Annotated in this window: 13 protein-coding genes; 10 read left to right on the top strand and 3 right to left on the bottom strand. The window is 71.0% G+C overall.

The window, feature by feature from the left end; translation table 11 throughout:
- Window positions 1–299 precede the first annotated feature (299 nt).
- Both FVE89_RS23010 and FVE89_RS23005 read left to right on the top strand, forming a co-directional pair.
- Complete coding sequence (locus FVE89_RS23010; RefSeq protein ID WP_246731142.1) at window positions 300–6,575, top strand: autotransporter outer membrane beta-barrel domain-containing protein; 6,276 nt, start codon at window positions 300–302, stop codon at window positions 6,573–6,575.
- Between the two features lie 468 nt (window positions 6,576–7,043).
- A complete protein-coding gene (locus tag FVE89_RS23005; protein WP_160536594.1) occupies window positions 7,044–7,718 on the top strand; it encodes a PAS domain-containing protein in 675 nt (224 codons plus the stop codon).
- A gap of 27 nt (window positions 7,719–7,745) precedes the next feature.
- Here the strand turns inward: FVE89_RS23005 and FVE89_RS23000 are convergent, their stop codons facing one another.
- The gene (locus FVE89_RS23000; RefSeq protein ID WP_160536593.1) at window positions 7,746–8,969 is read right to left on the bottom strand and encodes a monooxygenase; all 1,224 of its coding nucleotides are present in this window, start codon (window positions 8,967–8,969) and stop codon (window positions 7,746–7,748) included.
- Between the two features lie 481 nt (window positions 8,970–9,450).
- On the opposite strand from FVE89_RS23000, the gene FVE89_RS22995 reads away from it, so the two are divergent.
- From FVE89_RS22995 to FVE89_RS22985, 3 genes are read left to right on the top strand one after another with little or no spacing between them, the layout of a single operon-like run.
- Window positions 9,451–10,425, top strand: a complete 975-nt coding sequence (locus tag FVE89_RS22995) for an ABC transporter substrate-binding protein (RefSeq protein WP_160536592.1) — start codon at window positions 9,451–9,453, stop codon at window positions 10,423–10,425.
- Between the two features lie 4 nt (window positions 10,426–10,429).
- On the top strand, window positions 10,430–11,482 hold the full coding sequence (locus FVE89_RS22990; RefSeq protein ID WP_160536591.1) for an LLM class flavin-dependent oxidoreductase: 1,053 nt from the start codon (window positions 10,430–10,432) through the stop codon (window positions 11,480–11,482).
- A gap of 14 nt (window positions 11,483–11,496) precedes the next feature.
- On the top strand, window positions 11,497–12,834 hold the full coding sequence (locus FVE89_RS22985) for an LLM class flavin-dependent oxidoreductase (RefSeq protein WP_160536590.1): 1,338 nt from the start codon (window positions 11,497–11,499) through the stop codon (window positions 12,832–12,834).
- Window positions 12,835–13,182: 348 nt separating this feature from the next.
- On the opposite strand, the gene FVE89_RS22980 is transcribed toward FVE89_RS22985, so the two are convergent.
- Window positions 13,183–14,601: a M20 family metallopeptidase gene (locus FVE89_RS22980; protein WP_160536589.1), complete on the bottom strand. Its 1,419-nt coding sequence runs from the start codon at window positions 14,599–14,601 to the stop codon at window positions 13,183–13,185.
- Between the two features lie 194 nt (window positions 14,602–14,795).
- On the opposite strand from FVE89_RS22980, the gene FVE89_RS22975 reads away from it, so the two are divergent.
- From FVE89_RS22975 to FVE89_RS22965, 3 genes are read left to right on the top strand one after another with little or no spacing between them, the layout of a single operon-like run.
- Complete coding sequence (locus FVE89_RS22975; RefSeq protein WP_160536588.1) at window positions 14,796–16,586, top strand: peptide ABC transporter substrate-binding protein; 1,791 nt, start codon at window positions 14,796–14,798, stop codon at window positions 16,584–16,586.
- 19 nt (window positions 16,587–16,605) lie between these two features.
- The gene (locus FVE89_RS22970; RefSeq protein ID WP_160536587.1) at window positions 16,606–17,565 is read left to right on the top strand and encodes an ABC transporter permease; all 960 of its coding nucleotides are present in this window, start codon (window positions 16,606–16,608) and stop codon (window positions 17,563–17,565) included.
- On the top strand, window positions 17,531–18,463 hold the full coding sequence (locus FVE89_RS22965) for an ABC transporter permease (RefSeq protein ID WP_160536586.1): 933 nt from the start codon (window positions 17,531–17,533) through the stop codon (window positions 18,461–18,463). Before FVE89_RS22970 ends, FVE89_RS22965 begins: the two co-directional genes overlap by 35 nt.
- 231 nt (window positions 18,464–18,694) lie before the next feature.
- Here FVE89_RS22965 and phaZ read toward each other — a convergent pair whose 3' ends face one another.
- Entirely contained in the window at window positions 18,695–19,972 is a 1,278-nt protein-coding gene (gene phaZ, locus FVE89_RS22960) for a polyhydroxyalkanoate depolymerase (protein WP_160536585.1), read from the bottom strand.
- 275 nt (window positions 19,973–20,247) lie between these two features.
- On the opposite strand from phaZ, the gene FVE89_RS22955 reads away from it, so the two are divergent.
- A complete protein-coding gene (locus FVE89_RS22955) occupies window positions 20,248–21,639 on the top strand; it encodes an ActS/PrrB/RegB family redox-sensitive histidine kinase (protein ID WP_160536584.1) in 1,392 nt (463 codons plus the stop codon).
- Window positions 21,640–21,684: 45 nt separating this feature from the next.
- Window positions 21,685–22,284 carry an ActR/PrrA/RegA family redox response regulator transcription factor gene (locus FVE89_RS22950; protein ID WP_160536583.1) on the top strand — a complete coding sequence of 200 codons (600 nt, stop codon included), beginning with the start codon at window positions 21,685–21,687 and terminating at the stop codon, window positions 22,282–22,284.
- The last annotated feature ends 8 nt before the right edge of the window (window positions 22,285–22,292 follow it).

Below are 22,292 nucleotides of genomic sequence, written 5' to 3'. Positions count from 1 at the left end.
TCAATAATAAAATCTATAACTTCGCGCTCATGGTCGTTTTTAAAAGAGTGAAAGAACCTATCGTCGCTCTTTTCAAGCAAGGATACACTTACTAGAAGCCGCGCGCTGCGTCGCAGCATCGAAAGCGAATCGATGTGGCGCCGCTGAAACCGCTGCAGATCCTTGTGATTCCGCCGTGCCGTGCCGCTCCGTGCGGGCCGAGGCGGGGAAGAGGCGTATGGCCGATGTCGTGCTCGCGGGCTGCGTGTTCCCTCGGGATGTCGTGCGGCCGGATTCGGCCATCCACACGGTTCCTGGCAATGTTTGCCCTGGCCGGCGCGCTGGGCTTCGCCCTTCCGGCGCGCGCCGCCGAGCGACCCCAACCTCAGGTGAATTTGGGCGCGGATGGCCGGAACGGGAAGGTCGTCATCGTCGGGCGCAACACCCAGGCGACACCGGGCGGTGCCGGCGGCGACCTGAGCCTGATCGATGTCGATACCGCCTCGGCCGGGCGTGACGCGGCCGCGACGATCCGGATCGGCTCGCAGGGCGGGAGCGGCGGACGAGGCGACGATTTCGGCTCGGGTTCGGTCTTCGGCGCCAATGGCGGGCGCGGCGGGGCCGTCTCGGTCACGCTCTCGGAGGATGTGACCGGGCAGGGCGACCAGATCAGCCGGACCGGCGCGCCGGCCTTCGCGCCGATCCCCCGGTTCCTCGTCTTCTCCCGGGGCGGGTCGGGCGGCGACGCCCAAACGAATTTCGGCGGCGGCGGCGATGCCGGCCCGGTCGCCCTCACCCTGTCGTCCACGGTCTCGACCGGGGGGCAGGCCTTCCTCGGCGTGCGGGTCAGCGCCGTCGGGGGTGACGCCGGTTCGGGGGGCACGGCCGCCGACCAGACCGCGTTCCGGAAGGGCGGCGCCGGCGGTTCGGCCGCGCTCACGGTGATGCCGTCCGGGCGGGTCAGCACCGACGGCATCGGTGCCACCGCGGTGATCGTCGAATCCATCGGCGGCGCGGGCGGTGACCGCGGACAGATGGGCAGCTTCTACAGCAAGCCCCAGGTGACGCAGGGCGGCGCGGGCGGTCCCGCGAAGCTCGACATGGCCGGGACGATCACGACCGCCGGCGACTACGCGTTCGGCGCCCTCGTCCAGAGCGTCGGCGGCCGGGGCGGTAGCCAGGGCGATTCCGGCGGGCGCGACGGGGCCCGGGGCGGGAATGGCGGCACCGTCACGGCGACCCAGCGCGGCACGGTCGTCACGCAGGGCGATTACGCCCTGGGCGTCGTGGCCCAGTCGGTCGGCGGGCCCGGGGGCAAGGGCGGCGGCGGCGTCTTCGGCGGCGGCGACGGCGGTGATGCCGCCGCGGGCGGATCGGTGACGCTGACCAACAGCGGCACCGTGACGACCTCGGGCGCGGGGGCGATCGGCCTGGTCGCGCAGAGCATCGGCGGCGGCAGCGCCGACGCGGCCCTGCCCCTCTCGCCCCTCGCCGTGCGGTCCAAGACGGATGGCGGCGGTGCGGGGGGCAGGACGCTGTGGTTCGGCTCCGGCGGCTCCGGCGGGACGGGCGGCTTCGGCGGAACCGCCGAGATCGTCAACGCCGGCGGCGGAATCGCGACGGAAGGCGCCGCCGCCTACGGAGCCCTGGTCCAGAGCATCGGCGGCAGCGGCGGCAGCGGCGGGGGTGCTTTTACGGCCAGCGCGTTCTTCTCGGTCGGCCTCGGCGGCAGCGGCGGGGGCGGCGGCAATGGCGGCCTCGCCAAGTTCACCGGCCTCGGCGGCACGATCGAGACCGGCGGCGACGGCGCGACGGCGGTCCTGGTCCAGAGCATCGGCGGCGGTGGCGGGGCCGGCGGCGACGTCAAGAGCATAGCCGTGGGCTTCGGGGTCTCGGCCTCCTGGGCGATCGGCGGGAGCGGCGGCAAGGGCGGACGGGGCGGCACCGCCATGATCGAGAGCAGCAGCACCGTCACGACTACCGGACTCGGGGCGGACGGCCTCGAGGCGCTCAGCATCGGCGGCGGCGGCGGCGTGGGCGGCCTGGCCGACGCGAAGGCGATCACCGCGCCCCTCGTAACGCCGCGCGGCAAGACGCTGCCGAGCTTCGCGTTCTCATCCGCGGTCGGCGGCTCGGGCGGAGATGGCGGCGCCGGCGGATTGGCAGAGATCACCAACCGCGGCAACGTCACCACCTACGGCGACGGGGCGATCGGGCTCCGCGCGCTCAGCGTGGGCGGCGGCGGCGGCATCGGCGGCAACGCGACGGCCTACGCGCTGGCCGTCGCACCGCCCGGCGAGATGGCCGTGGCGGCGACCTCCGCGCTTGGCGGCACGGGCGGCGGCGGCGGCAACGGCCGCCGGGCCACCGTGATCAATCGCGGCACCGTGCAGACCTCCGGCGATGCGGCCTCCGGCATCGAGGCCATGAGCATCGGCGGCGGGGGCGGCAGCGGCGGCGGCGCGACCGCGACGAGCAACACCCTGAGCCTGCGCAAGAACATCGCCGTCACCCGGGGTGTCGGCGGGGGCGGCGGGGGCGGCGGCACCGGTGGCCCTGTCGACGTCTTGCAGGCGGGCAGCATCGTGACCGGGGGAGACTCCGCGATCGGCGTGCTCGCGCTGAGCGTCGGTGGCGGCGGTGGCAATGCCGGGTCGGCCTCGACGATCGCAACCTCCGGTCTCTCCTTCGACAAGACTCTCAACGAATTGATCGGCAAGCTCCCCCTCGCCGACACCCTGACGGTGAGCGATACCGTGGGCGGCAAGGGCGGCGCCGGCAACCACAGCGGCTACGTTGTGGTGAACAATCGGGGCACGATCGACACCGGCGGTTCGAACGCCGTCGGCATCCAGGCCCAGAGCATCGGTGGCGGCGGCGGCAACGGCGGCGAGGTGTCGGGTTCGGCCGCGGGCAAGCTGGCCCTTTCCCGGAAGCTCGGCGGAACCGGCGGGACCGGCGGGACCGGCTGGCTCGTCGAGGTCACCAACGAGGCGGGCGCCACGATCACCACCCAGGGCGACGGTGCACACGGCATCCTGGCCCAGAGCATCGGCGGCGGCGGCGGCACGGGCGGCAGCCTCTCGGCCGGGACCAAGGTCAAGCCCGATGCCGTGGGCGAGATCTGGACGCAGATCAAGAAGGCGATCGGCGTCGAGGCCTACCAGAAATGGGCCGCCGACAAGAAGAATAAGGACGACAAGGAAGCCCTCGAACAATTTCTCAAGGACATCAAGTCCAGCGACGCGTATAAGGGTCTCGCCGAAAAGCTGAAGAACTCGGATTTCGGCAAGGCGCTGAAATCCTACACGACCAGCATCTCGAACTATCTGGACGCCCAGAAGAAGACCGCGAGCAAGTTGCCCGATGTCTCGGCAACCCTGGCCCTCGGGGGCGACGGCGCGCGCGGAGGCACCGGCGGCGGGGTCAACGTCTGGAATGCCGGGACGATCGCCACGTTTGGAACCTCCGCCGACGGGATCATGGCGCAGAGTATCGGCGGCGGCGGCGGCCAGGGCGGCGTTTCGTTCGCCGAGGCCGTCAATCAGGCGAACCTGACGGCGACGGTCGGCGGTTCGGGGGGCGATGGCAATACCGGCGGTCCCGTCACCCTTCGCAACACCGGCACGGTCGTCACGCAGGGGGACGCCGCCTACGGCCTCTCTGCGCAAAGCATCGGCGGCGGTGGTGGAAACGGTGTCGGCGCCAGCGTCGCCAGCAAGGCCGCCAAGGGTATCACCCTCAATCTGAATGTCGGCGGGAATGGCGGGTCCGGCGCCCATGGCGGGAACGTCACCCTCGAGAATCGCGGCACCGTCGCGACGACCGGGGTCGAGGCGCATGCTCTGCTCGCCCAGAGCATCGGCGGCGGCGGCGGCAGCTTCGCCGCGCCGGCCGATGCCGGGACTTCGGACGGGACGACCAAGGCCGGCTCCGGGGGGGAGGCCAAGGGCGGCGCCAAGGGCGACACCAAGGGCGAGGCCAAGAGCGAGGCCAAGAGCGAGGCCAAGAGCGAGGCCAAGAGCGACAGCAGGAGCGACGCCCAGGCGCTGACGGATGCGCTGCTCGCGGCGCTCGACATCGAGCGGATTGCGCCGCGGGAGGATCCGAAATCCATCTCGGCGAAATCGGGGAGCCTGACGCTCGGCGGGTCGGGTGCCGTGGCGGGCGATGGCGGCGCCGTGAAAGTCGTTCAGGAGGGCACGGTCGCCACGAGCGGCTTCGGCGCGGTCGGCATCCTGGCCCAGAGCATCGGCGGCGGCGGCGGTCTCGCCTCCGTGGCGGCGGGGCCGGGCGGCCACAAATACACGTTCGGGCTGGGCGGCTCGGGCGGCGCCGGGGGCGACGGCGGCGCGATCACGGTCCGCCTGGGCGTGGGGGCGCAGGTCTCGACCACCGGCGATGCGGCCCCGGCCGTGCTGCTGCAATCGATCGGCGGCGGCGGCGGCTACGGCGGCGCCCATCAGGCGATGGGCTACGCGGTTCCCTACCTCGTGAGGGATGGCGGCCGCGGCAATGGCGGGGCGATCACGGTCAACCTGGAGAAGGACTCGGTGATCCAGACCACCGGCACGAAGTCCCACGGCCTCGTGGCGCAGAGCCTTGGCGGCGGCGGCGGGCTCCTCGTGGGCCTGTCCGGCGAGGCGGCGACGCAGCCCGTGCGCAGCCGCGCCGCGACCGGCGTCGGCAACGACATCACCATCGATGCGTCGGGATCGATCCTCGCGTCCGGCCTGGACGCCTACGGGATTCTCGCCCAGTCCGGCGTCCAGCGCACCGACGGCAGCCTCGAGTCCGATCCGAACCGGGGCGGCGTGATCAACATCCAGGTGAATGGCCGCGTCACCGGCGGCAGCGGTGCCGGTGCGGCCCTGCGGGTGGAAAACGGCGCCAGCACGACCATCACCATCGGGAAGGACGCCGTGGTCAGCGCGGCCTCGGGGCGGGCGATCGTCGGGACGACCTTCGCCGGGTGGATCCGCAACCGCGGCACCGTGATCGGCGACATCGACCTGCTGGGCAGCCAGCAGGGGGGAAGCGTCTTTTTCAACAACGGTTCGGAGACGATCACGTCGGCGATCCTGCGCACCCGGCCCGAAGGCGTCGTCGCGCTGGGCCGGGGCGGCATCCTGGACAACGCCGCGATCCTGGATATCGGCGGCGTCGGGACGGTGGCGCGGGCGACCGTCACCGGCTCCTTCGTGCAGGGCTCAACCGGCCGTCTGCTGGTCGACATCGCGCCGCTGGCACCCGCCGGGTCGCTGCGCAACGACCTCCTGACGGTCACCGGCTTCGCCTCCCTGGCCGGCGTGGTCGAACCCCACATCATCAGCGGCCTGCTGCCGGGCCGCTACACCTTCCTCCAGGCCGGTCAGGTCCAGGCCGTCACCGCCACGACGACCGACGGCGCCCTGCATTCCGGCGCGGTTCCGATCTCGTGGGCGCTGGTCCGGAGCAACGATTCCGTCGCGCTCAGCCCGCAGGCGCATTTCACCACGCCCGTGGGCATCACGCTCACCAGCGACCAGCGCAACGTCGCGCAGGGCCTGCAGGATGCCTGGGACGGCAACACCACCCGGCTCGGCAACCTCTACGCCCGCTTCCTGTCGGTCGACAGCCAGAAGGGCTACGCCGCCGCGCTCGACGAGCTGAAGCCCGAGTCCAATCAGGACACGCTCACCGACCGGACGCTCGACACCCGCAAGGGCCTGCAGCGGGCCATGAGCTGCCCCGCCTTCGTGGGCACCGGCACGCTGCTGCACGAGGGCGAATGCGTCTGGGGCCGCATCACCGGCACCAACGCGCGGCAATTCTCGACCGCCGATGACGGCGGCTATCACCAGAACGCGCTGAGCTACCAGACCGGCCTCCAGACCGAGTTCGCCCCGGACTGGTTCTTCGGCCTGACGGGCGCCTATACCCGCGCGATCCAGAGCGATCCCGACCGCATCACCGGCACGACGAGCGATGCCGGCGACGTCTCGGCCGCGCTCAAGCATCAGGTCGGCCCCTGGCTGTTCGCGGCCTCCGCCAATCTCGGCTACGCCTGGGCCGACAACAAGCGGCTCATCGACTTCGGGGGCGCCCGCGCCACGGCGCGCAGCCGCTCCAACATCCTCAGCGCGGGCGGGCGGCTGCGGGCGAGCTATCAGATCCTGTTCGGCGACTGGTACATCAAGCCCTACGCGGATCTCGACCTGCTCTACAGCTACAGCCCGGGCTATTCCGAGAGCGGCGCTTCGGACTTCAACCTCGACGTCCGGCCCCTCGCCAAGACGCTCGTGGCGTTCACCCCGAACGTGGAGATCGGCGGCCGGATCGATCTCGAGGGCGGGCGCTGGATCCGCCCCTACGGGACGCTCGGCGTGATGGTCCTGTCGGACGACCATTTCACCGGCCGCGCGAGCTTCGAGGGCACCGGCGCGCTCGGGCTGTTCGCGACGCAATCCGCGATCCCCGACCGCGTCGGCGAAGCCGGGCTGGGGCTTCAGCTCAGCCTCGGCAACGGCGTGGAGGTGACGGGCGAGTATCAGGGGCAGGTCGGCGACCACTTCGTCGCGCAATCCGGCACCGCACGCCTGCAGCTGCGCTTCTGACCATCGGGTGGCTCGACGGGCGGCGGGTATCCCCGCCGCCCGTCGCCCCCTACCCGACCCCACCCGGCGCGGCCGGGAGGCGCGGGACCGGCCGATCGACCGGCCCGGGTGCCGTCCGGGCGCGATCAGGACCGCCTCCCGAACACCCGCCGATGCGGATCCGGAAGGCCGATGAGGCCTTGCGCAGCGCAAGGGCCGGCTCGGGGCGGCGTCTCGAATCATCGATCCCGCGGCTCTTGTACTCGCGGCTCTTGCACTCGCGGCCCTTTGTCCCGCGCTTTTGTCTCCCGCCCCCTGCAGGGAACTCTTCGCCACGGCGGGTACTGAATCGGCACGGGAGATCACATCCCGACAGCGGCTCCGGTGCGGCGCAGGGCCGCCAAGCCTCCGGAATGCGGGCGGCGGCCCGGTCTCGAATCCACGGGGGCGACGTTGATTGCTTGATCGGGCGACCGCACGGGCTGCTCGATGGAACCACAATTCAGGAATGTGCTATTTGCAGCTGCAGATGCACTGGACGGGGGGGACGGACAGATGCGAATGTCGGGAGGCGCGCGCGCCCATCCGGGACACGACGAGCTGCAGACGGTTCTCGACGATGCCGATGCGGTCGGGCGCTGGCAGATCGACATGCGCAGGCGCGTCGTCATGGCCGACGCCATCGTGTCCCTCCTGTTCGGTTTCACGCCCGAAGCCGGCGCCGCGGGCATCGCGTTCGAGACGTTCAACGGCGGCGTCCATCCGGACGACCGGGCGCATGTCATGCAGCACATTCTCGGATGCGCGAATGTCGGCGGCTGGTTCATCGCCGAACACCGGGTCTGCTCGGCGGATGGACAGATCCGCCGGATCCTGGCCCGCGGGAAATTCGACCCGGACGTGACCGGCACCGTGGTGTCGGGCCGTGGCATCGTGGTGGATATCACGCAGGGCGACGCCTGCGACGATCCGCTCGTCGCCTCACGGATAAGCCAGGCCTCGCTGCCGCTGGAACACGTCGTCGACCGCGTTCTGGCCAGCTATCACGCCCTCAAGGCTCTGGATGAGCCGAAGGCCCTGGCCTTGACCGAGTCGCTGTTGATGGAACTCGGCTTCAGCTTGGCCCGCGCGCAGATGCGCGCCCGGCTCGCCCAACTGCATTGACCGGGCCGGCCGCGCGGCCCTGATGCATCACGCCGTGCCGACCCGGTATTGCCGGGGCGGCGTCGCCCCCGTGATGGCGAAGGCTCCGACGATCCGGTCCCGGTAGATCCGCGGGTTGTGGGACGCGATGGTCCGCGCGTTGCGCCAGTAGCGGTCGAGGCCGAGCCCCGCCTTCACCGCGGAGGCGCCGAGCGCGTCGAACAGGCTCGTCGTCGCCTGGAGCACGAGATCGCTCACCACGCTCACCGCCTGGTTGACCTCGACATCGGCGAGCGTCGCGGCCCGGTCCGCCGCCGGACCGTCCCCGGCCTGGTGCGCGTCGTAGGCCCGCTGGAGCGACTCCGCGGCCTTCAGCGCGATGGCGCCGGCCGCGTAGGCGTTCCCCCGGACGCGGCCCACCACCGCCTGGATCTGGGGATCGTCCGCGGTGCGCCCGGCATTGCCGTGGCTGTAGACCCGGGTGCGCGCGGCCACGAGCCGGGTCACGTCCTCGGCGGCCGCCCGGCCGATGCCGGCGAGCGTGGCGATGTGCACGAGCTGGAAATACGCCATGGCGTAGGGGAAGCGGGGCGGATCCGGCTTGATCAGGTCCGGATCGAGCACGACGCCCTGGAAGGTCGCGGTGCCGCTGGCGGTCAGCGCCTGCCCGAACCCGTCCCAATCGTCCACGATGGTCACGCCGGGGGCCCGCACCGGCACCGCCGCGGTCACCGCCTCCCCGGCCTCGTCCTCGGCCGCGAGGTGGATGTAGTCGGCAAACAACGAGCCGGTGGTGTAGAACTTCCGGCCGTCGACCACGGGCTTCCCGTCGCGGTGGCGCACCACCGTGTCGAACGCGCCGACCTTGGCGGGCCCGGTCTCCGAGACGCCGCTGCCGATCGTCGCACCCGCGCCGATCCGCTTTATCCAGGCGGCGCGCCATTCGGGCGAGGACGAGCAGAGCGCATCCTCGGTGAAGCCGAAATGCGCCCGCAGCGCGTTGGTGACGTTGGAATCGGCGCTCGACAGCTCGATCAGCAGGGCGAACAGCTCGGGCAGGCTGGCGCCGTGGCCGCCCTCCTCGGGTGCGAGCCGCAGGGTCGTGAAGTTCGCCTCCCGCAGCCAGCCGATCTCGGCATGGGGCAGGGTGCGGGTGCGGTCCCGCTCGACCGCGGTCGCCCGGATCTCGGCGAAGACCGGGCGGAAGCGCTCCGCCAGCGCCTCGTAGCGCGTGCTCGGCCCCGCGCCCCAGCCCGCTTCCGTCTGCGACATGGTACCCATTCCCGATTCCGAACCCCACCAGCGGGCAGGCTTATGGAATCGCGAAGTTCTTTTCCGATCTCAAGAGCCGAACGGGGAGCGATCGAGTCTTTGGAAGCGTCATTCCTCCATGGAGGCTGCCAGAATACTTTTGTCTTCCGCGTGGAGCGTTGAGGGGAAGACAGTTTCCTGCGATCGCCGCGACCGTTCCGGGTCTCGGCATCGGTGACGGCCCCGGGACCCGGATGCGCAACAGCGATCGCCGAAGCGGGTTTTCCGCCGCCGATCAGAATGGCATCGCTGCCGATGCGATCCGATGAAGGATCGACTTCCACGATACGCAGCGAGATCGAAAAACCGTTTCATTGATCCTGAATTCGACCTCGGTCTTCAATGGAAGCGGCCGCCATGCGGTCCGATTTTCGCTGACCTGACGCCGTGACCGCGCCTCCGGTCCCTCACGCCGCCTGACCCGATGACCCCCGAGCGCCCGATGATCGACGCAACCCTGTCCCGGCGCACGCTCCTGCGCACCGGCCTCGGCGGAGCCGCCGCCGTGGCGCTCGGCGCGCCGGCCGTGCACGCGGCCCCGCGCGACGTGAAGATCAGCATGCAGCGCTCCTCGGTGCTGTTCACCGTGCTGAAGGTGAAGGGGACGCTGGCCGAGCGCCTCGCGCCGCTGGGCTTCACCCCGAGCTGGCACCTGTTCACCAGCGTGATCGAGCCGATGACGGCCGGCGCGGTCGATATCCACGCCGACGTCGCCGACGCGGTGCCGATCTTCACGCAATCGGCCAAGGCGCCGCTCACCTTCTACGCCCGCGAGCGCGGCGCGCCCGCCGCCGAGGCGATCATCGTGCCGGCGGATTCGCCGATCCGCACGATCGCGGACCTGAAGGGCCGCACGGTCGGCGTGGCCCCGGGCTCCGGCAGCCACTACGTGCTCGCGGCCGCCCTGAAACGCGCCGGCCTGAGCTTTTCCGACATCAAGCCGGCCTATCTCCAGGCGCCCGAGGGCGCAGCGGCCTTCGAGCGGGGCAGCCTCGACGCGTGGTCGATCTGGGACCCGTTCCTCGCCTTCGCGGAGGCCAAGCGGCCGGTGCGGGTCATCGCCGACGCCACCGGGCTGACGAGCTATCACCGCTACTACCTCGTCAACGACAGCTTCGTCGCCGCGCAGCCGGAGGTCGTCGCCACGATCTACCGGGCGCTGGTCGAGGCCGGCGCCTGGATGCGGGCGAACCCCGCCGAGGCCGTGGCACTGCTCGCCCCGATCTGGGGCGACCTGCCGCCCCCGGTCGTGGCCGCCGCCAACAGCCGCCGCACCTACGCGGTCGAGCCGGTCGAGCGCGCCCAGCTCGGCGAGCAGCAGGCCATCGCCGACGTGTTCTACGAGGCCAGGCTCATCCCCCGCCGGATCGACGCCACCGCCGTGCCGATCTGGCAGGCGCCCGTGGGGCGGGGCTGAGGCCATGACCGACCCGATACAGGCGCCGCGCTTCGGCATCTGGGCCGCCGTCCACGGCTCCCGGGCCGCCCACCACGACCCCGAGGAGCCGGACGACGCCAGCTGGGCGCGGAATCGCGCCCTGGTGCTGGAGGCCGAGGCCCTCGGCTTCGACTCCGTGCTGGTCGCCCAGCACACGATGAACCCCTACGACGCGGAGCGCGACCAGCTCGAGGCCTGGACGGCGGCGGCGGCGCTGGCGGCGCTGACCCGCCGGATCGAGATCATCGCGGCGATCAAGCCGGGGCTCTACCACCCGGTGGTGCTCGCCAAGATGGCGCTGCAGATCGAGCACATCAGCGGCGGCCGCTTCGCCCTGAACCTCGTCAATGCCTGGAACAAGGCCGAGTTCGAGCGGGCCGGCCTGCCCTTCCCCGCGCATGACGACCGCTACGCCTACGGCCGGGAATGGATCGGCCTCGTCGACAGGCTGATGCGCGGCGAGCGCGTCACGTTCGCGGGCGCGCATTTCCGGGTGGAGGATTACCGGCTCCGCCCGGCCGGCACGTATCGGCCGCGGCCGACCATCTATCTCGGCGGCGAATCCGAGCCCGCCCGGGCGCTGGCCGCCGACCATGCCGATGTCTGGTTCATCAACGGCCAGCCACTCCCCGATGTCGCGGCGCTCATCGCCGACGTGGCGCGGCGCCCCGCGGCCAACGGCCCGCTGCGCTACGGCCTCTCGGCCTTCGTGATCGCGAGGGCCACCGACGCGGAGGCGCAAGACGAGCACGCGCGGCTCCTCGCCCTGGCGCAGCGCGACGCCGATCTGCGCGCCGATACCCGCGCCCGCACCGATCAGGCCAGCGTGATGTTCGCCAAGACCGACGCGGCCGCCAGCCGGCATGTCGGCACCAATGGCGGCACGGCCGCCGGGCTGGTGGGCAGCTACGCCACCGTGGCGGAGCGGATCCGGACGTTCCACGCCGCCGGCATCGGGCTGTTCATGCTGCAGTTCCAGCCGTTCGAGGCCGAGATGCGCCGCTTCGCCGAGCAGGTGCTGCCGCGCCTGCGCTGAACCGGGGACCTTCGATGACCGGCCGCACCCTGCATCTCAACGTCAACCTGCTGCATTCCGGGGTCTACCCCTCCGCGTGGCGGTTGCCGGGGAGCCGGCCGGACGCCTTCGTGGACATCGACCATTTCATCCGCGTCGCCCGCGTCGCCGAGCGGGGCAAGCTCGACGCGATCTTCCTGGCCGACACGCCTGCGATCAACGACCGGATCGACTACCGGCCGTTCAACGCCCTCGAACCGACCGTGGTGCTGGCCGCCGTGGCGGCGGTGACCAGCCATGTCGGCTTGGTCGCCACCGCCTCGACGACCTACAACGAGCCGTTCAACCTCGCCCGCCGCTTCGCGAGCCTCGACCTCGTGAGCCGGGGCCGGGTGGGCTGGAACGTGGTGACCACCGCGGACGCCGCCGCGGGCCGCAATTTCGGCTTCGCGGGCGCCTCCGAGCACGGGGCGCGCTATGCAAGGGCGCGGGAATTCACCGATCTGGTCCACGCCCTGTGGGACAGCTGGGAGGACGACGCGTTCCTCGGCGACAAGGCCAGCGGCCGGTTCATCGACCCCTCCAAGGTGCACGCGGTGAACCACCGCGGGACGCATTATTCCGTCGCCGGCCCGCTCACGGTGCCGCGCAGCCGGCAAGGGCGCCCGGTGACCTTCCAGGCGGGCGGCTCTGAGGACGGACGCGAACTCGCCGCCGCCACCGCCGACGCGGTGTTCTCCCTGGCCCAGACGATCGAGGACGGGGTGGCGTATGCCCGGGACCTGCGGGCGCGGGCGGCGCGGTACGGGCGTGGGCCGGACGCGCTGGTGATCCTGCCCGGCCTCGCCACGGTGATCGGCGCCACGGAGGCCGAGGCGCGGCGGCGCCAGGACGAACTCTGGGATCTGGTGCCCCTGGACTACAGCCTCGCCCGGCTCGCCGGGACGCTGCGGATCGATCCCGCGCGGCTCGACCTCGACAAGCCTTTGCCCGACCCGCTGCCCCTGCCGCCGGACGCCAACCACACGATGTTCCTGGGCACGGTCGCGCTCGCGCGGCGCGAGGGTCTGACGGTGCGCCAGCTCCTGCGGGCTTTGGGCGGCGGTGTGGGCCACCGCATCGTCGTGGGCACGCCGGAGGCGATCGCCGACGACATCGAGGCGTGGTTCCGGGCCGGCGCGGCGGACGGCTTCAACCTGATGCCCGACGTGCTGCCGGACGGGCTGGAGACCTTCGTGGACGCGGTCGTGCCGATCCTGCAGCGGCGCGGCCTGTTCCGGCGGGACTATGCGGGCGCGACGCTGCGCGACCATCTCGGGCTGGCGCGGCCGCCGAGCCGCTATGCCAGCGGTGGAGCGTCGCTCTCCGCCTGATCGTGCGGCTGTATGGTCCGCTCCGCCGGATAGACCGCTGTGTCCATCGATCGGATTTGGCTCATCCTCCGATTGCCAGCCATGGCAATCCTGACCTTCCGCGCGCCCTCCCTCCCCCCTTTGCGGGGGAGGGTGGCCCCTGCGTCAGCAGGGGTCGGGAGAGGGGAGCGCGGGTTCAGGAAAAGGCGCGACCTTCATGAAGGCCAGCGATTCATCCGGCGCCGTCGCTCCCCTCTCCCGACCCGCTTCGCGGGCCACCCTCCCCCGCAGAGGGGGGAGGGAGACCGCGGAGCCCTTCTTGTCTGTCTGGGGAAGAAAGACGCGTGAAAACGTCTCTGCCGACCCACCTTACGCCAACGACATGCGCAGCGGCGGCTCGACCTCCGGGGGGAGCGGCGAGACGTAGCCGGCCGCGCCCCGGCGCCGGGCGAGATCCGCCTGGGCGGCCGCGCGCAAGTCAGCATCGGTCAGCGCCCGGGTGCCGGTGGCCGCCATCGCCTTGGCGACCTGCACCATCGCCTTGTGGGCCGCCGGGGTCTTGCCCTGCGCCACCACCTGCCAGGTGTGGAACGGCGTACCCACCGCCACGGTCGGGGCGTGCGCCTGCACGGTCGGCACGACCCAGCTCACGTCGCCCACATCGGTCGAGCCGATCGCGGGGTTGCGCGGCGCATCGAGGGGAACGAGGAAGTCGGCGAGCGGCGCCTCGGTGCGCGGCATGCCGATGGCGCGGAACACGGCGTCGATGTCGCCGTCGCTGAGCGTCGCCCGGATTTTTCCCGCGAAATCCCGGTCGGCATCGTCGAAGGGTGGCGGGCCCAGCTCCTCCATGACGCCGTGCAGCGCCTGCTCCAGCGGCGTGTTGCCCAGAAGGTTCGACACGGCGCTGACGATCCGCACCTCGACCTCGGTCTCGGTCATCAGGGCGGCGCCTTGTGCGATTGTCTTCACCCGCTCCACCAGCGCCAGCATGCCGGGCAGGTCGCGGGCGCGGATCGAGTAGCGCACGCGCGCCCGCGCCTGCACGACGTTCGGCGCGATGCCGCCGGCATCGAGATAGGCGTAATGCACCCGCGCGTCCGAGGGCATGTGCTCGCGCATGTAGTTCACGCCGACGCTCATCAGCTCCACGGCGTCGAGCGCCGAGCGCCCGAGATGCGGTGCCGCCGCCGCGTGGGCGGTGCGCCCCGTGAAGGTGAAATCCGCCCGGGTGTTGGCGAGCGCGGCCGGCGGGGCCACCTCCCAGAAGCTCGCCGGGTGCCAGGAGATCGCGATGTCGGCATCCGCGAAGGCGCCGGCCCGGACCATGAAGGCCTTGGCGGCGCCGCCCTCCTCGGCCGGGCAGCCGTAATAGCGGACGCGGCCGGGGGTGCCGGTCTCGGCGAGCCAGTCCTTGACCGCGGTGGCGGCGAGCAACGCCGCCGCGCCGAGGAGGTTGTGGCCGCAGCCATGGCCGTGGCCGCCCGGCTCGATCGGCCGGTGCTCGGCGACACCCGCCTCCTGCGACAGGCCGGGCAGCGCGTCGTACTCGCCGAGGAAGGCGATGACCGGGCCGCCCTCCCCCGCCTCGCCCATCACGGCGGTGGGGATGCCGGCGACCTGCTCGGTCACCCGGAACCCCTGGTGGCGCAGCTCGGCGACGTGCTCGGCGCACGAACGCGTCTCCGTGTAGCAGACCTCCGGCATGCCCCAGACGCGCTCGGACAGGGCGATCAGGCGCTCTCTATGCGCGTCGACGTGGCGCCACACGGCGTTGCGGTTGTCCATCGTGTCGTCTCCGGGGGTGTACCGTTCGAATCCGCGGCACCGTAGCGGGCGCCTGCATGCAGGGCCGGGGCCATGAGGGCGTCCGGAATGCAGGATCGTCAACACGTTTCGATTGAAGCGTCACTGGCCCGCCCCTTGCCAAGGCCGCATTCGGAATGATGCTGTGCCCCTCACGGCGGCAACCGGGATTGATCATGGACGAGCGGGATCTGCACGGCCTCATCGGGCGTGTGAAGGACGGCCGCCTGTCGCGGCGCGCCTTCGTGCAGCGGATGGTGGCGTTGGGCCTCACCGCCCCCATGGCCGGGCTGATGCTGGCCGGGAACGGGGTCGCGATGGCGGCCGATATCCGGGCCGGCTACAAGCCGGCCAAGGCCGGGGGCGGCGGCGCGCTCAAGCTCCTCTGGTGGCAGGCCCCGACCCTGATCAACCCGCATTTCGCGGTCGGCACCAAGGACCAGGACGCATCGCGGATCTTCTACGAGCCGCTCGCCGCCTGGGATCCGGACGGCAACCTCGTGCCGGTGCTGGCCGCCTCGATCCCGTCCAAGGAGAACGGCGCGCTCGCCGCCGACGGCCGCTCGGTGGTCTGGACGCTGAAGCCCGGCGTGAAGTGGCACGACGGCAAGCCGCTCACCGCCGACGATCTCGTGTTCACCTGGGAATATGCCCGCGACCCCGCCACCGCGGCGGTGACCGCCGGCTCCTACAAGGATTGCACGGTCGAGAAGATCGACGACCTCAGCGTCCGGGTCCTGTTCGACAAGCCGACGCCCTATTGGTGCGACGCCTTCGTGGGCATCGTCGGGATGGTGCTGCCGAAGCACCTGTTCGGACCCTATAGCGGCGCCAAGTCCCGCGACGCGCCCCAGAACCTCGCCCCCGTGGGCACCGGCCCGTACCGGTTCGTGGAGTTCCGGCCCGGCGACATCGTCCGCGGCGAACGCAACCCGAACTACCACCTGCCGAACCGGCCGTATTTCGATACGATCGAGATGAAGGGCGGCGGCGACGCGGTCTCGGCCGCCCGGGCCGTGCTCCAGACCGGCGAGTACGACTATGCCTGGAACATGCTGATCGAGGACGAGGTGCTGAAGCGCCTGGAGACCGGCGGCAAGGGCCGGGTCGACGTGGTGTACGGCGGCAAGCTGGAATTCCTGCTCCTCAACGCCACCGACCCGAATGTCGAGGTCGACGGCGAGCGGTCCTCGATCACCACCAAGCACCCCGCCTTCTCAGACCCGAAGGTGTGCCAGGCGCTGAACCTGCTCGTCGACCGGAAGTCGATCCAGACCTACATCTACGGCCGCACCGGCAAGGCCACCGCCAACACGGTCAACGGCCCGGAGCGCTTCGTCTCGAAGGACACGCACTACGCCTTCGATCCGGCCAAGGCCAACGCGCTCCTCGACGAGGCGGGCTGGACAAAGGGCTCGGACGGCATCCGGGCGAAGGACGGCAAGCGGCTGAAGCTGCTGTTCCAGACCTCGATCAACGCCCCGCGCCAGAAGACCCAGGCGATCATCAAGCAGGCCGCCGCCAAGGCGGGCATCGAGATCGAGCTGAAATCGGTCACCGGCTCGGTGTTCTTCTCCTCCGACCCGGCCAATCCCGACACCTGCACGCATTTCTACGCCGACATGGAGATGTACGCCTACAGCGCCACCCAGGCGGATCCGGCGATCTGGCTGCTCATGTACGCCTCCTGGGAGGTGGCCCAGAAGGCCAACAAATGGCAGGGCCGCAACGTCGTGCGCTGGCGCAGCCCCGCCTACGACGCGGCCTACAATGCCGCCCAGGGCGAGCTCGACCCGGTCAAGCGGGCGGCCCTCCTCATCAGATGCAACGACCTCGCGGTCTCCGAGAACGTGCTGCCGCTGATCCACCGGGCCGAGGTCTCGGCGGTGGGCGCCACGCTGACGGCGCCCCGCAGCGGCTGGGACAACGACCTCGCGTTCCTGCCCGACTGGTACCGGGAGGCCTGAGCGGGAGGCGGAGCGTCCGATGGGCGCCTACATCCTGCGACGGCTCCTGATCGCGATCCCGAGCCTGCTCGGCATCAGCCTGATCCTGTTCACCGTCCTGGCGCTCGCGCCGGGCGACCCGTTCGGCGAACTCGCCGCGAACCCGAACGTGCCCCCCGAGGTCCGGGCGGCGTTGCGCGTCAAGTTCGGCCTCGACGACCCGATCCTCACCCGCTACCTGCACTGGCTGACCGCCATGCTGCACGGCGACTGGGGCTTCTCCTTCGCCAGCCGGGTGAACGTCGACACCCTGATCCTGCAGCGGCTGCCGACGACCCTGTTCGTGGTCGGCTCCTCGCAGGTGCTGGCGCTGCTGATCGCGATCCCGGTCGGCCTCACCGCGGCGCGGCGGCCCTACTCGCTCGCCGACCAGGTGGCCAATACCCTGGCCTTCGTGGGCTTCTCGCTGCCGACCTTCTTCACCGGCCTGCTGTTCATCCTGCTGTTCTCGATCAAGCTCGGCTGGCTGCCCTTCGTCTATCAGGCCGACCTGCCGGGTTCCGGCCTGCCCTGGCTCTGGGCCAACATCCGGCAGGCGATCATGCCGGTGGCGGTTTTGGGCTTCTTCCAGGCGGCCTCCTACACCCGCTACGTGCGCGCCTCGGCGCTGGACGTCGCCCGGCTCGACTACGTCACCACGGCGCGCGCCAAGGGCCTCAGCGAGGGCACGGTGACCCGCCGGCACATCGCCCGCAACGCCCTGATCCCGGTCGTGACGCTGGTGGCGTTGCAGATCCCCGCCGTGTTCGGCGGCGCCATCGTCACCGAGCAGATCTTCCGGATTCCCGGCATCGGCTCGCTGCTGATCGACGCGATGCTGTCCAACGACACGCCGGTGGTGATGGCGGTGACCTTCGTGTTCGCCGGCCTCGTCATCCTGTTCAACCTCGTCGCGGACCTGCTCTATGGCTGGCTCGACCCTCGCATCGCCCTCCGATGAGGCGATTGTGCCCGCCCGCGCGCCGGCCTCGCCGGGGCGGGAGACGTGGCGGCGCTTCCGGCGGCACCGGCTGGCGCTGGCGAGCGTGGCGGTGCTGGCCGTGCTGGTGGCCGGCGTGGTGTTCGGCGGCCTGCTCTGGCCGGTCGCCATCGACGACATCGACTTCGCGGCCCAGCTCCAGGGCCCGTCCTGGGATCACCCGTTCGGCACCGACGATCTCGGCCAGGATCTGCTCGCCCGGATGATCTATGGCGGCCGGATCTCGCTCGCCGTGGGTTTTGCCGCCATGGCGGTGGCGAGCCTGATCGGGGTTCTGGTCGGGGCGCTGGCCGGGATGTCGCGCCGGTTCCTCGACCCCCTGCTGATGTGGCTGACCGACCTGTTCCTGTCGCTGCCGCAGCTGCCGCTGCTGCTCCTCGTGATCTACCTGTTCCGCGACAGCCTGAAGGCCGTGTTCGGCAGCCAGGGCGGCGTGTTCCTGATGATCGTCGCGGTGATCGGGGGCCTGCGCTGGATGCCGGTCGCCCGGCTGGTGCGGGCGCAGTTCCTGAGCTTGCGCGAGAAGGAGTTCGTGGAGGCGGCCCGTTCGCAGGGGGCGACCACCGGCCACCTCGTGCGCCGCCACATCCTGCCGAACGCGCTGGGACCGGTGATCGTGGCGGCCTCCATCGAGGTCTCGGCGGCGATCATCGCGGAATCGACGCTGTCCTTCCTGGGGCTCGGCTTCCCGCCCGACATCCCGACCTGGGGGCGGCTGCTGTTCGACGCCAAGGACCACCTCGACGTGGCGCCGCACTGGGCGCTGTTCCCGGGGGGCGCGATCTTCTTGACGGTGCTGTCGATCAATTTCATCGGCGACGGCCTGCGCGACGCGCTCGATCCGCGGCGGGTTCTGTGACGGGTTGAGGGGTGTCCGGTGACCGAGGTCGCAACGCCGCCGGTTGTCTCCCTCCCCCCTTTGCGGGGGAGGGTGGCCCCCGAAGGGGGTCGGGAGAGGGGAGCGACGGTGCAGAACGAGGCTCTGCACGTCATGAAGGTCGCGCCCTTCCTGAACCCGGGTTCCCCTCTCCCGACCCCTGCTGCGCAGGGGCCACCCTCCCCCGCAGAGGAGGGAGGGTACGCGCCCCGCTCAGCCCACCTGCCGCAGATGCCCGCCCCGCGCGGCCGGCACCGCCTGCATGGCGCGGATGAACGCCGCGATGCGCGGCGCGATCACCGTGCGGTAGCGCGAGCCGTTGAACACCCCGTAATGCCCCACCCCCGCCTGGAGGTGATAGGCCTTGCGTGCCTCCGGCAGGTTCGGCGTCAGGTCGAGCGCCGCCTTGGTCTGGCCGACGCCGGAGATGTCGTCGTTCTCGCCCTCGACCGCCAGGATCGCGCAGCGGCGGATCGCCCCGAGATCGACCGGAACACCCCGGTGCTGCATCTCACCCCGCGGCAGGGCGTGGTTCACGAACACGGTCTCCACCGTCTGCAGGTAGTACTCGGCGGTGAGGTCCATCACCGCGAGATATTCGTCGTAGAAATCCCGGTGCTTCTCGGCCGAATCGCCGTCGCCCTTCACCAGATGGTCGAACATGTCGGTATGGGCGGTGACGTGCCGGTCGAGGTTCATCGCCATGAAACCCGAGAGCTGCAGGAAGCCCGGATAGACCCGGCGCCACGCCCCCGGATAGATCGGCGGCACGAGGCTGATCGTGTTCTGCTCGAACCATGTCTGGCCGCGCTCCTGCGCGAGGCAGTTCACCGCGGTGGGCGAGCGGCGCGTGTCGATCGGGCCGCCCATCAGGGTCATGGAACTCGGCACGGCCGGCTCGTCGGCGGCCTCCATCAGCGCCACCGCGGCGATCACCGGAACCGCCGGCTGGCACACCGCCATGACGTGGAGATCCGGCCCCAGGACCGCGAAGATCTCCTGGAGATAGTCGATGTAGTCGTCGAGGTCGAAGCGCCCGGCGAGCAACGGCACCATCCGGGCGTCGGTCCAGTCGGTGACGAACACCCGGTGGTTCGGCAGCATCGCCTCCACGGTGCCGCGCAGCAGCGTCGCGTAGTGGCCCGACATCGGCGCCACGATCAGGAGCTTCGGCTGCGCCTCGGCGGGGGGCGTCGGAAAGGCGCGGTCGAAGGCGATCAGGCGGCAGAACGGCCGCTCCCACACCACCCGCTCGCTGACCGGCACCGCTTGGCCGTCGACGATCGTCTCGGTGAAGCCGAAGGCCGGCTTGCCGTACTGGCGGGTGACCCGCTCGAACATCTCGCAGCCGGCGCTGACCGCCCGGGCATAGGGCCCGTAGGCCAGGGGATTGCCGGGAATCTGGAGGCCGTAGCGCGTGAGATCGGCTGCAACCCGGGCCGGCGTCATCAGGGCGCGGGCGCCCTCGTAGAGCGAATAGGCCAGGAGCATCGTTACCTCGCGGGTCGTCATCCGGCCAGCGACGCGCCCCGCCAGCCGGCGATGGAACCCCCTGCAACCCGAATCGGCAGGATAATGTTCCACCCTGAACGATAATGGAACATTGCCACAGGGGGACGATTTCCCTGTGACGACGGCGCCTGTGACGATTCGGCCCGGATGGCTGCCGGCCTCCCGCATCCGCGACATCGCCGGACTTGAACGTCGCCGGCGTGGCGAAACTTTCGTACCGGCCCAGTCCGTCCGACGCCCCACCGAAGCAGCGCATGCCCGACACCGAACTCAACGGCCTCGTCCGCGACGCGCGACACCTGCGGCTCGACACCTTCGTCCGCCTGCGCTGGCTCGCCATCACCGGCCAGAGCGCCGCCGTGGTCGGGGCGCAGTTCGGCCTCGGCCTGCCGCTGCCCTTCGGCTGGTGCTTCCTGGTGATCGCCACCTCGTCCTGGCTGAACCTGGCGCTGCGGATCCGCTTCCCGGCGAGCTACCGGCTGAGCGACGATTCGGCGGCTCTGCTCCTGGCCTTCGACATCGTGCAGCTCGCCGCCCTGCTGTTCCTCACGGGCGGGCTGCAGAACCCGTTCTCGCTGCTGTTCCTCGCCCCGGTGCTGATCTCCGCGACCGCGCTGCCGCCGGAGCGGACGCTGGCGCTGGGTCTCCTGGCGGTGGGGCTTGCGACCCTGCTGGCCCTGGTCCACCGGCCGCTGCCCTGGTTCGCGGACGGGCGGATCGAATTGCCGTTCCTCTACGTCTCGGGGGTCTGGACCGCGATCCTGCTCGGCACCGCCTTCACGGGCGTCTACGCGTGGCGGGTGGCGGAGGAGACGCGGCTCCTCGCCCAGGCGCTGGCGGCGACCGAACTCGTGCTCGCCCGGGAACAGCACCTGTCGCAGCTCGACGGGCTGGCGGCGGCGGCCGCTCATGAACTGGGCACGCCGCTCGGCACCATCATGGTGGTCACCAAGGAGCTGATCCGCCAGCTCGGCCCCACGGCCTCGCCCAATGTGGCGGAGGATCTGAACCTGCTGCGCGAGCAGGTCGACCGCTGCCGCGGCATCCTGGGCAAGCTGACCTCCCTCGATGGCGACGGCGCGGGCGCCGGCTTCCTGGAGACGGTCACGTTCAGCCACCTCGTGGAGGAGCTGGTGGCGCCGCAGCGGGCGCTCGGCACCACCCTCGACGTCACGAGCCTCGGAGAGGGGCCGGAGCCCGCCTGCCGCCGCAACCCGGGGGTGATGTTCGGGCTCGCCAACATCCTCGACAACGCCGTGGACTTCGCCGAGGCCCGGGTCTCCGTGGAGGGGCGCTGGACCCAGGAGCGGGTCTGGATCGAGATCCGCGACGACGGGCCGGGCTTCTCCAGCGAGGTTCTGTTGCGCGCCGGCGAGCCCTACGTCACCACCCGCAGCCAGGACCGGCCGCAATCGGGCGGCACCGTGGGAGCGGGGCTTGGCCTCGGCCTGTTCATCGCAAAGACCCTGATCGAGCGCTCCGGCGCCCAGCTCGTCCTGATGAACATGCCCGGTCCGGAGGCCCATGGGGCGGTGGTGCGCGTGTCCTGGGCGCGCCACATCTTCGAGCGCGGGGCAGTCCCGCGCCATTCGCCGGAACTCAATATCCGGCACCCCCTGCCACCGCGCGATGCCGTGCCTATATGAGGACAGACCAAGAACCCGACGACGAAAACCCGAAAGGAGTGCCGGATGCTCACGCAGCCCGGGACCGTGGCGGCGACCGACGCTGCCGTGATCAGCGAATCCGATCCGCTGGCCGCCTTCTCCGACCGCAGCCTGCTGATCGTCGATGACGACAAGCCCTTCTCGACGCGGCTGGCGCGCGCCATGGAAAGCCGCGGCTACCACGTGCAGGTGGCCGACAGCGTGGCGGACGGCGTCTCGGCCGTCGAAGCGCGGGCGCCCGCCTTCGCGGTGATCGACATGCGCCTCGGCGACGGCAACGGCCTCGACGTGATCGCCCGCCTCAAGGAACGCCGGCCCGAGGCCCGGGGCGTGATCCTGACCGGTTACGGCAACATCGCGACCGCGGTCACCGCGGTGAAGCTCGGCGCCTTCGACTATCTCGCCAAGCCCGCCGATGCCGACGAGATCCACGGCACCCTGATGGCCCAGCCCGGCGAGCGGGCCGATCCGCCCGAGAATCCGATGTCGGCCGACCGGGTCCGCTGGGAGCATATCCAGCGGGTCTACGAGCTGTGCGGCCGCAACGTCAGCGAGACGGCCCGGCGCCTGAACATGCACCGGCGGACATTGCAGCGGATCCTGGCCAAGCGCGCGCCGCGCTGACGAAATCT

Source organism: Methylobacterium sp. 2A, from assembly GCF_009806555.1.
Lineage (GTDB): Bacteria > Pseudomonadota > Alphaproteobacteria > Rhizobiales > Beijerinckiaceae > Methylobacterium.
This window is presented reverse-complemented; position numbering and strand designations above follow the sequence as displayed.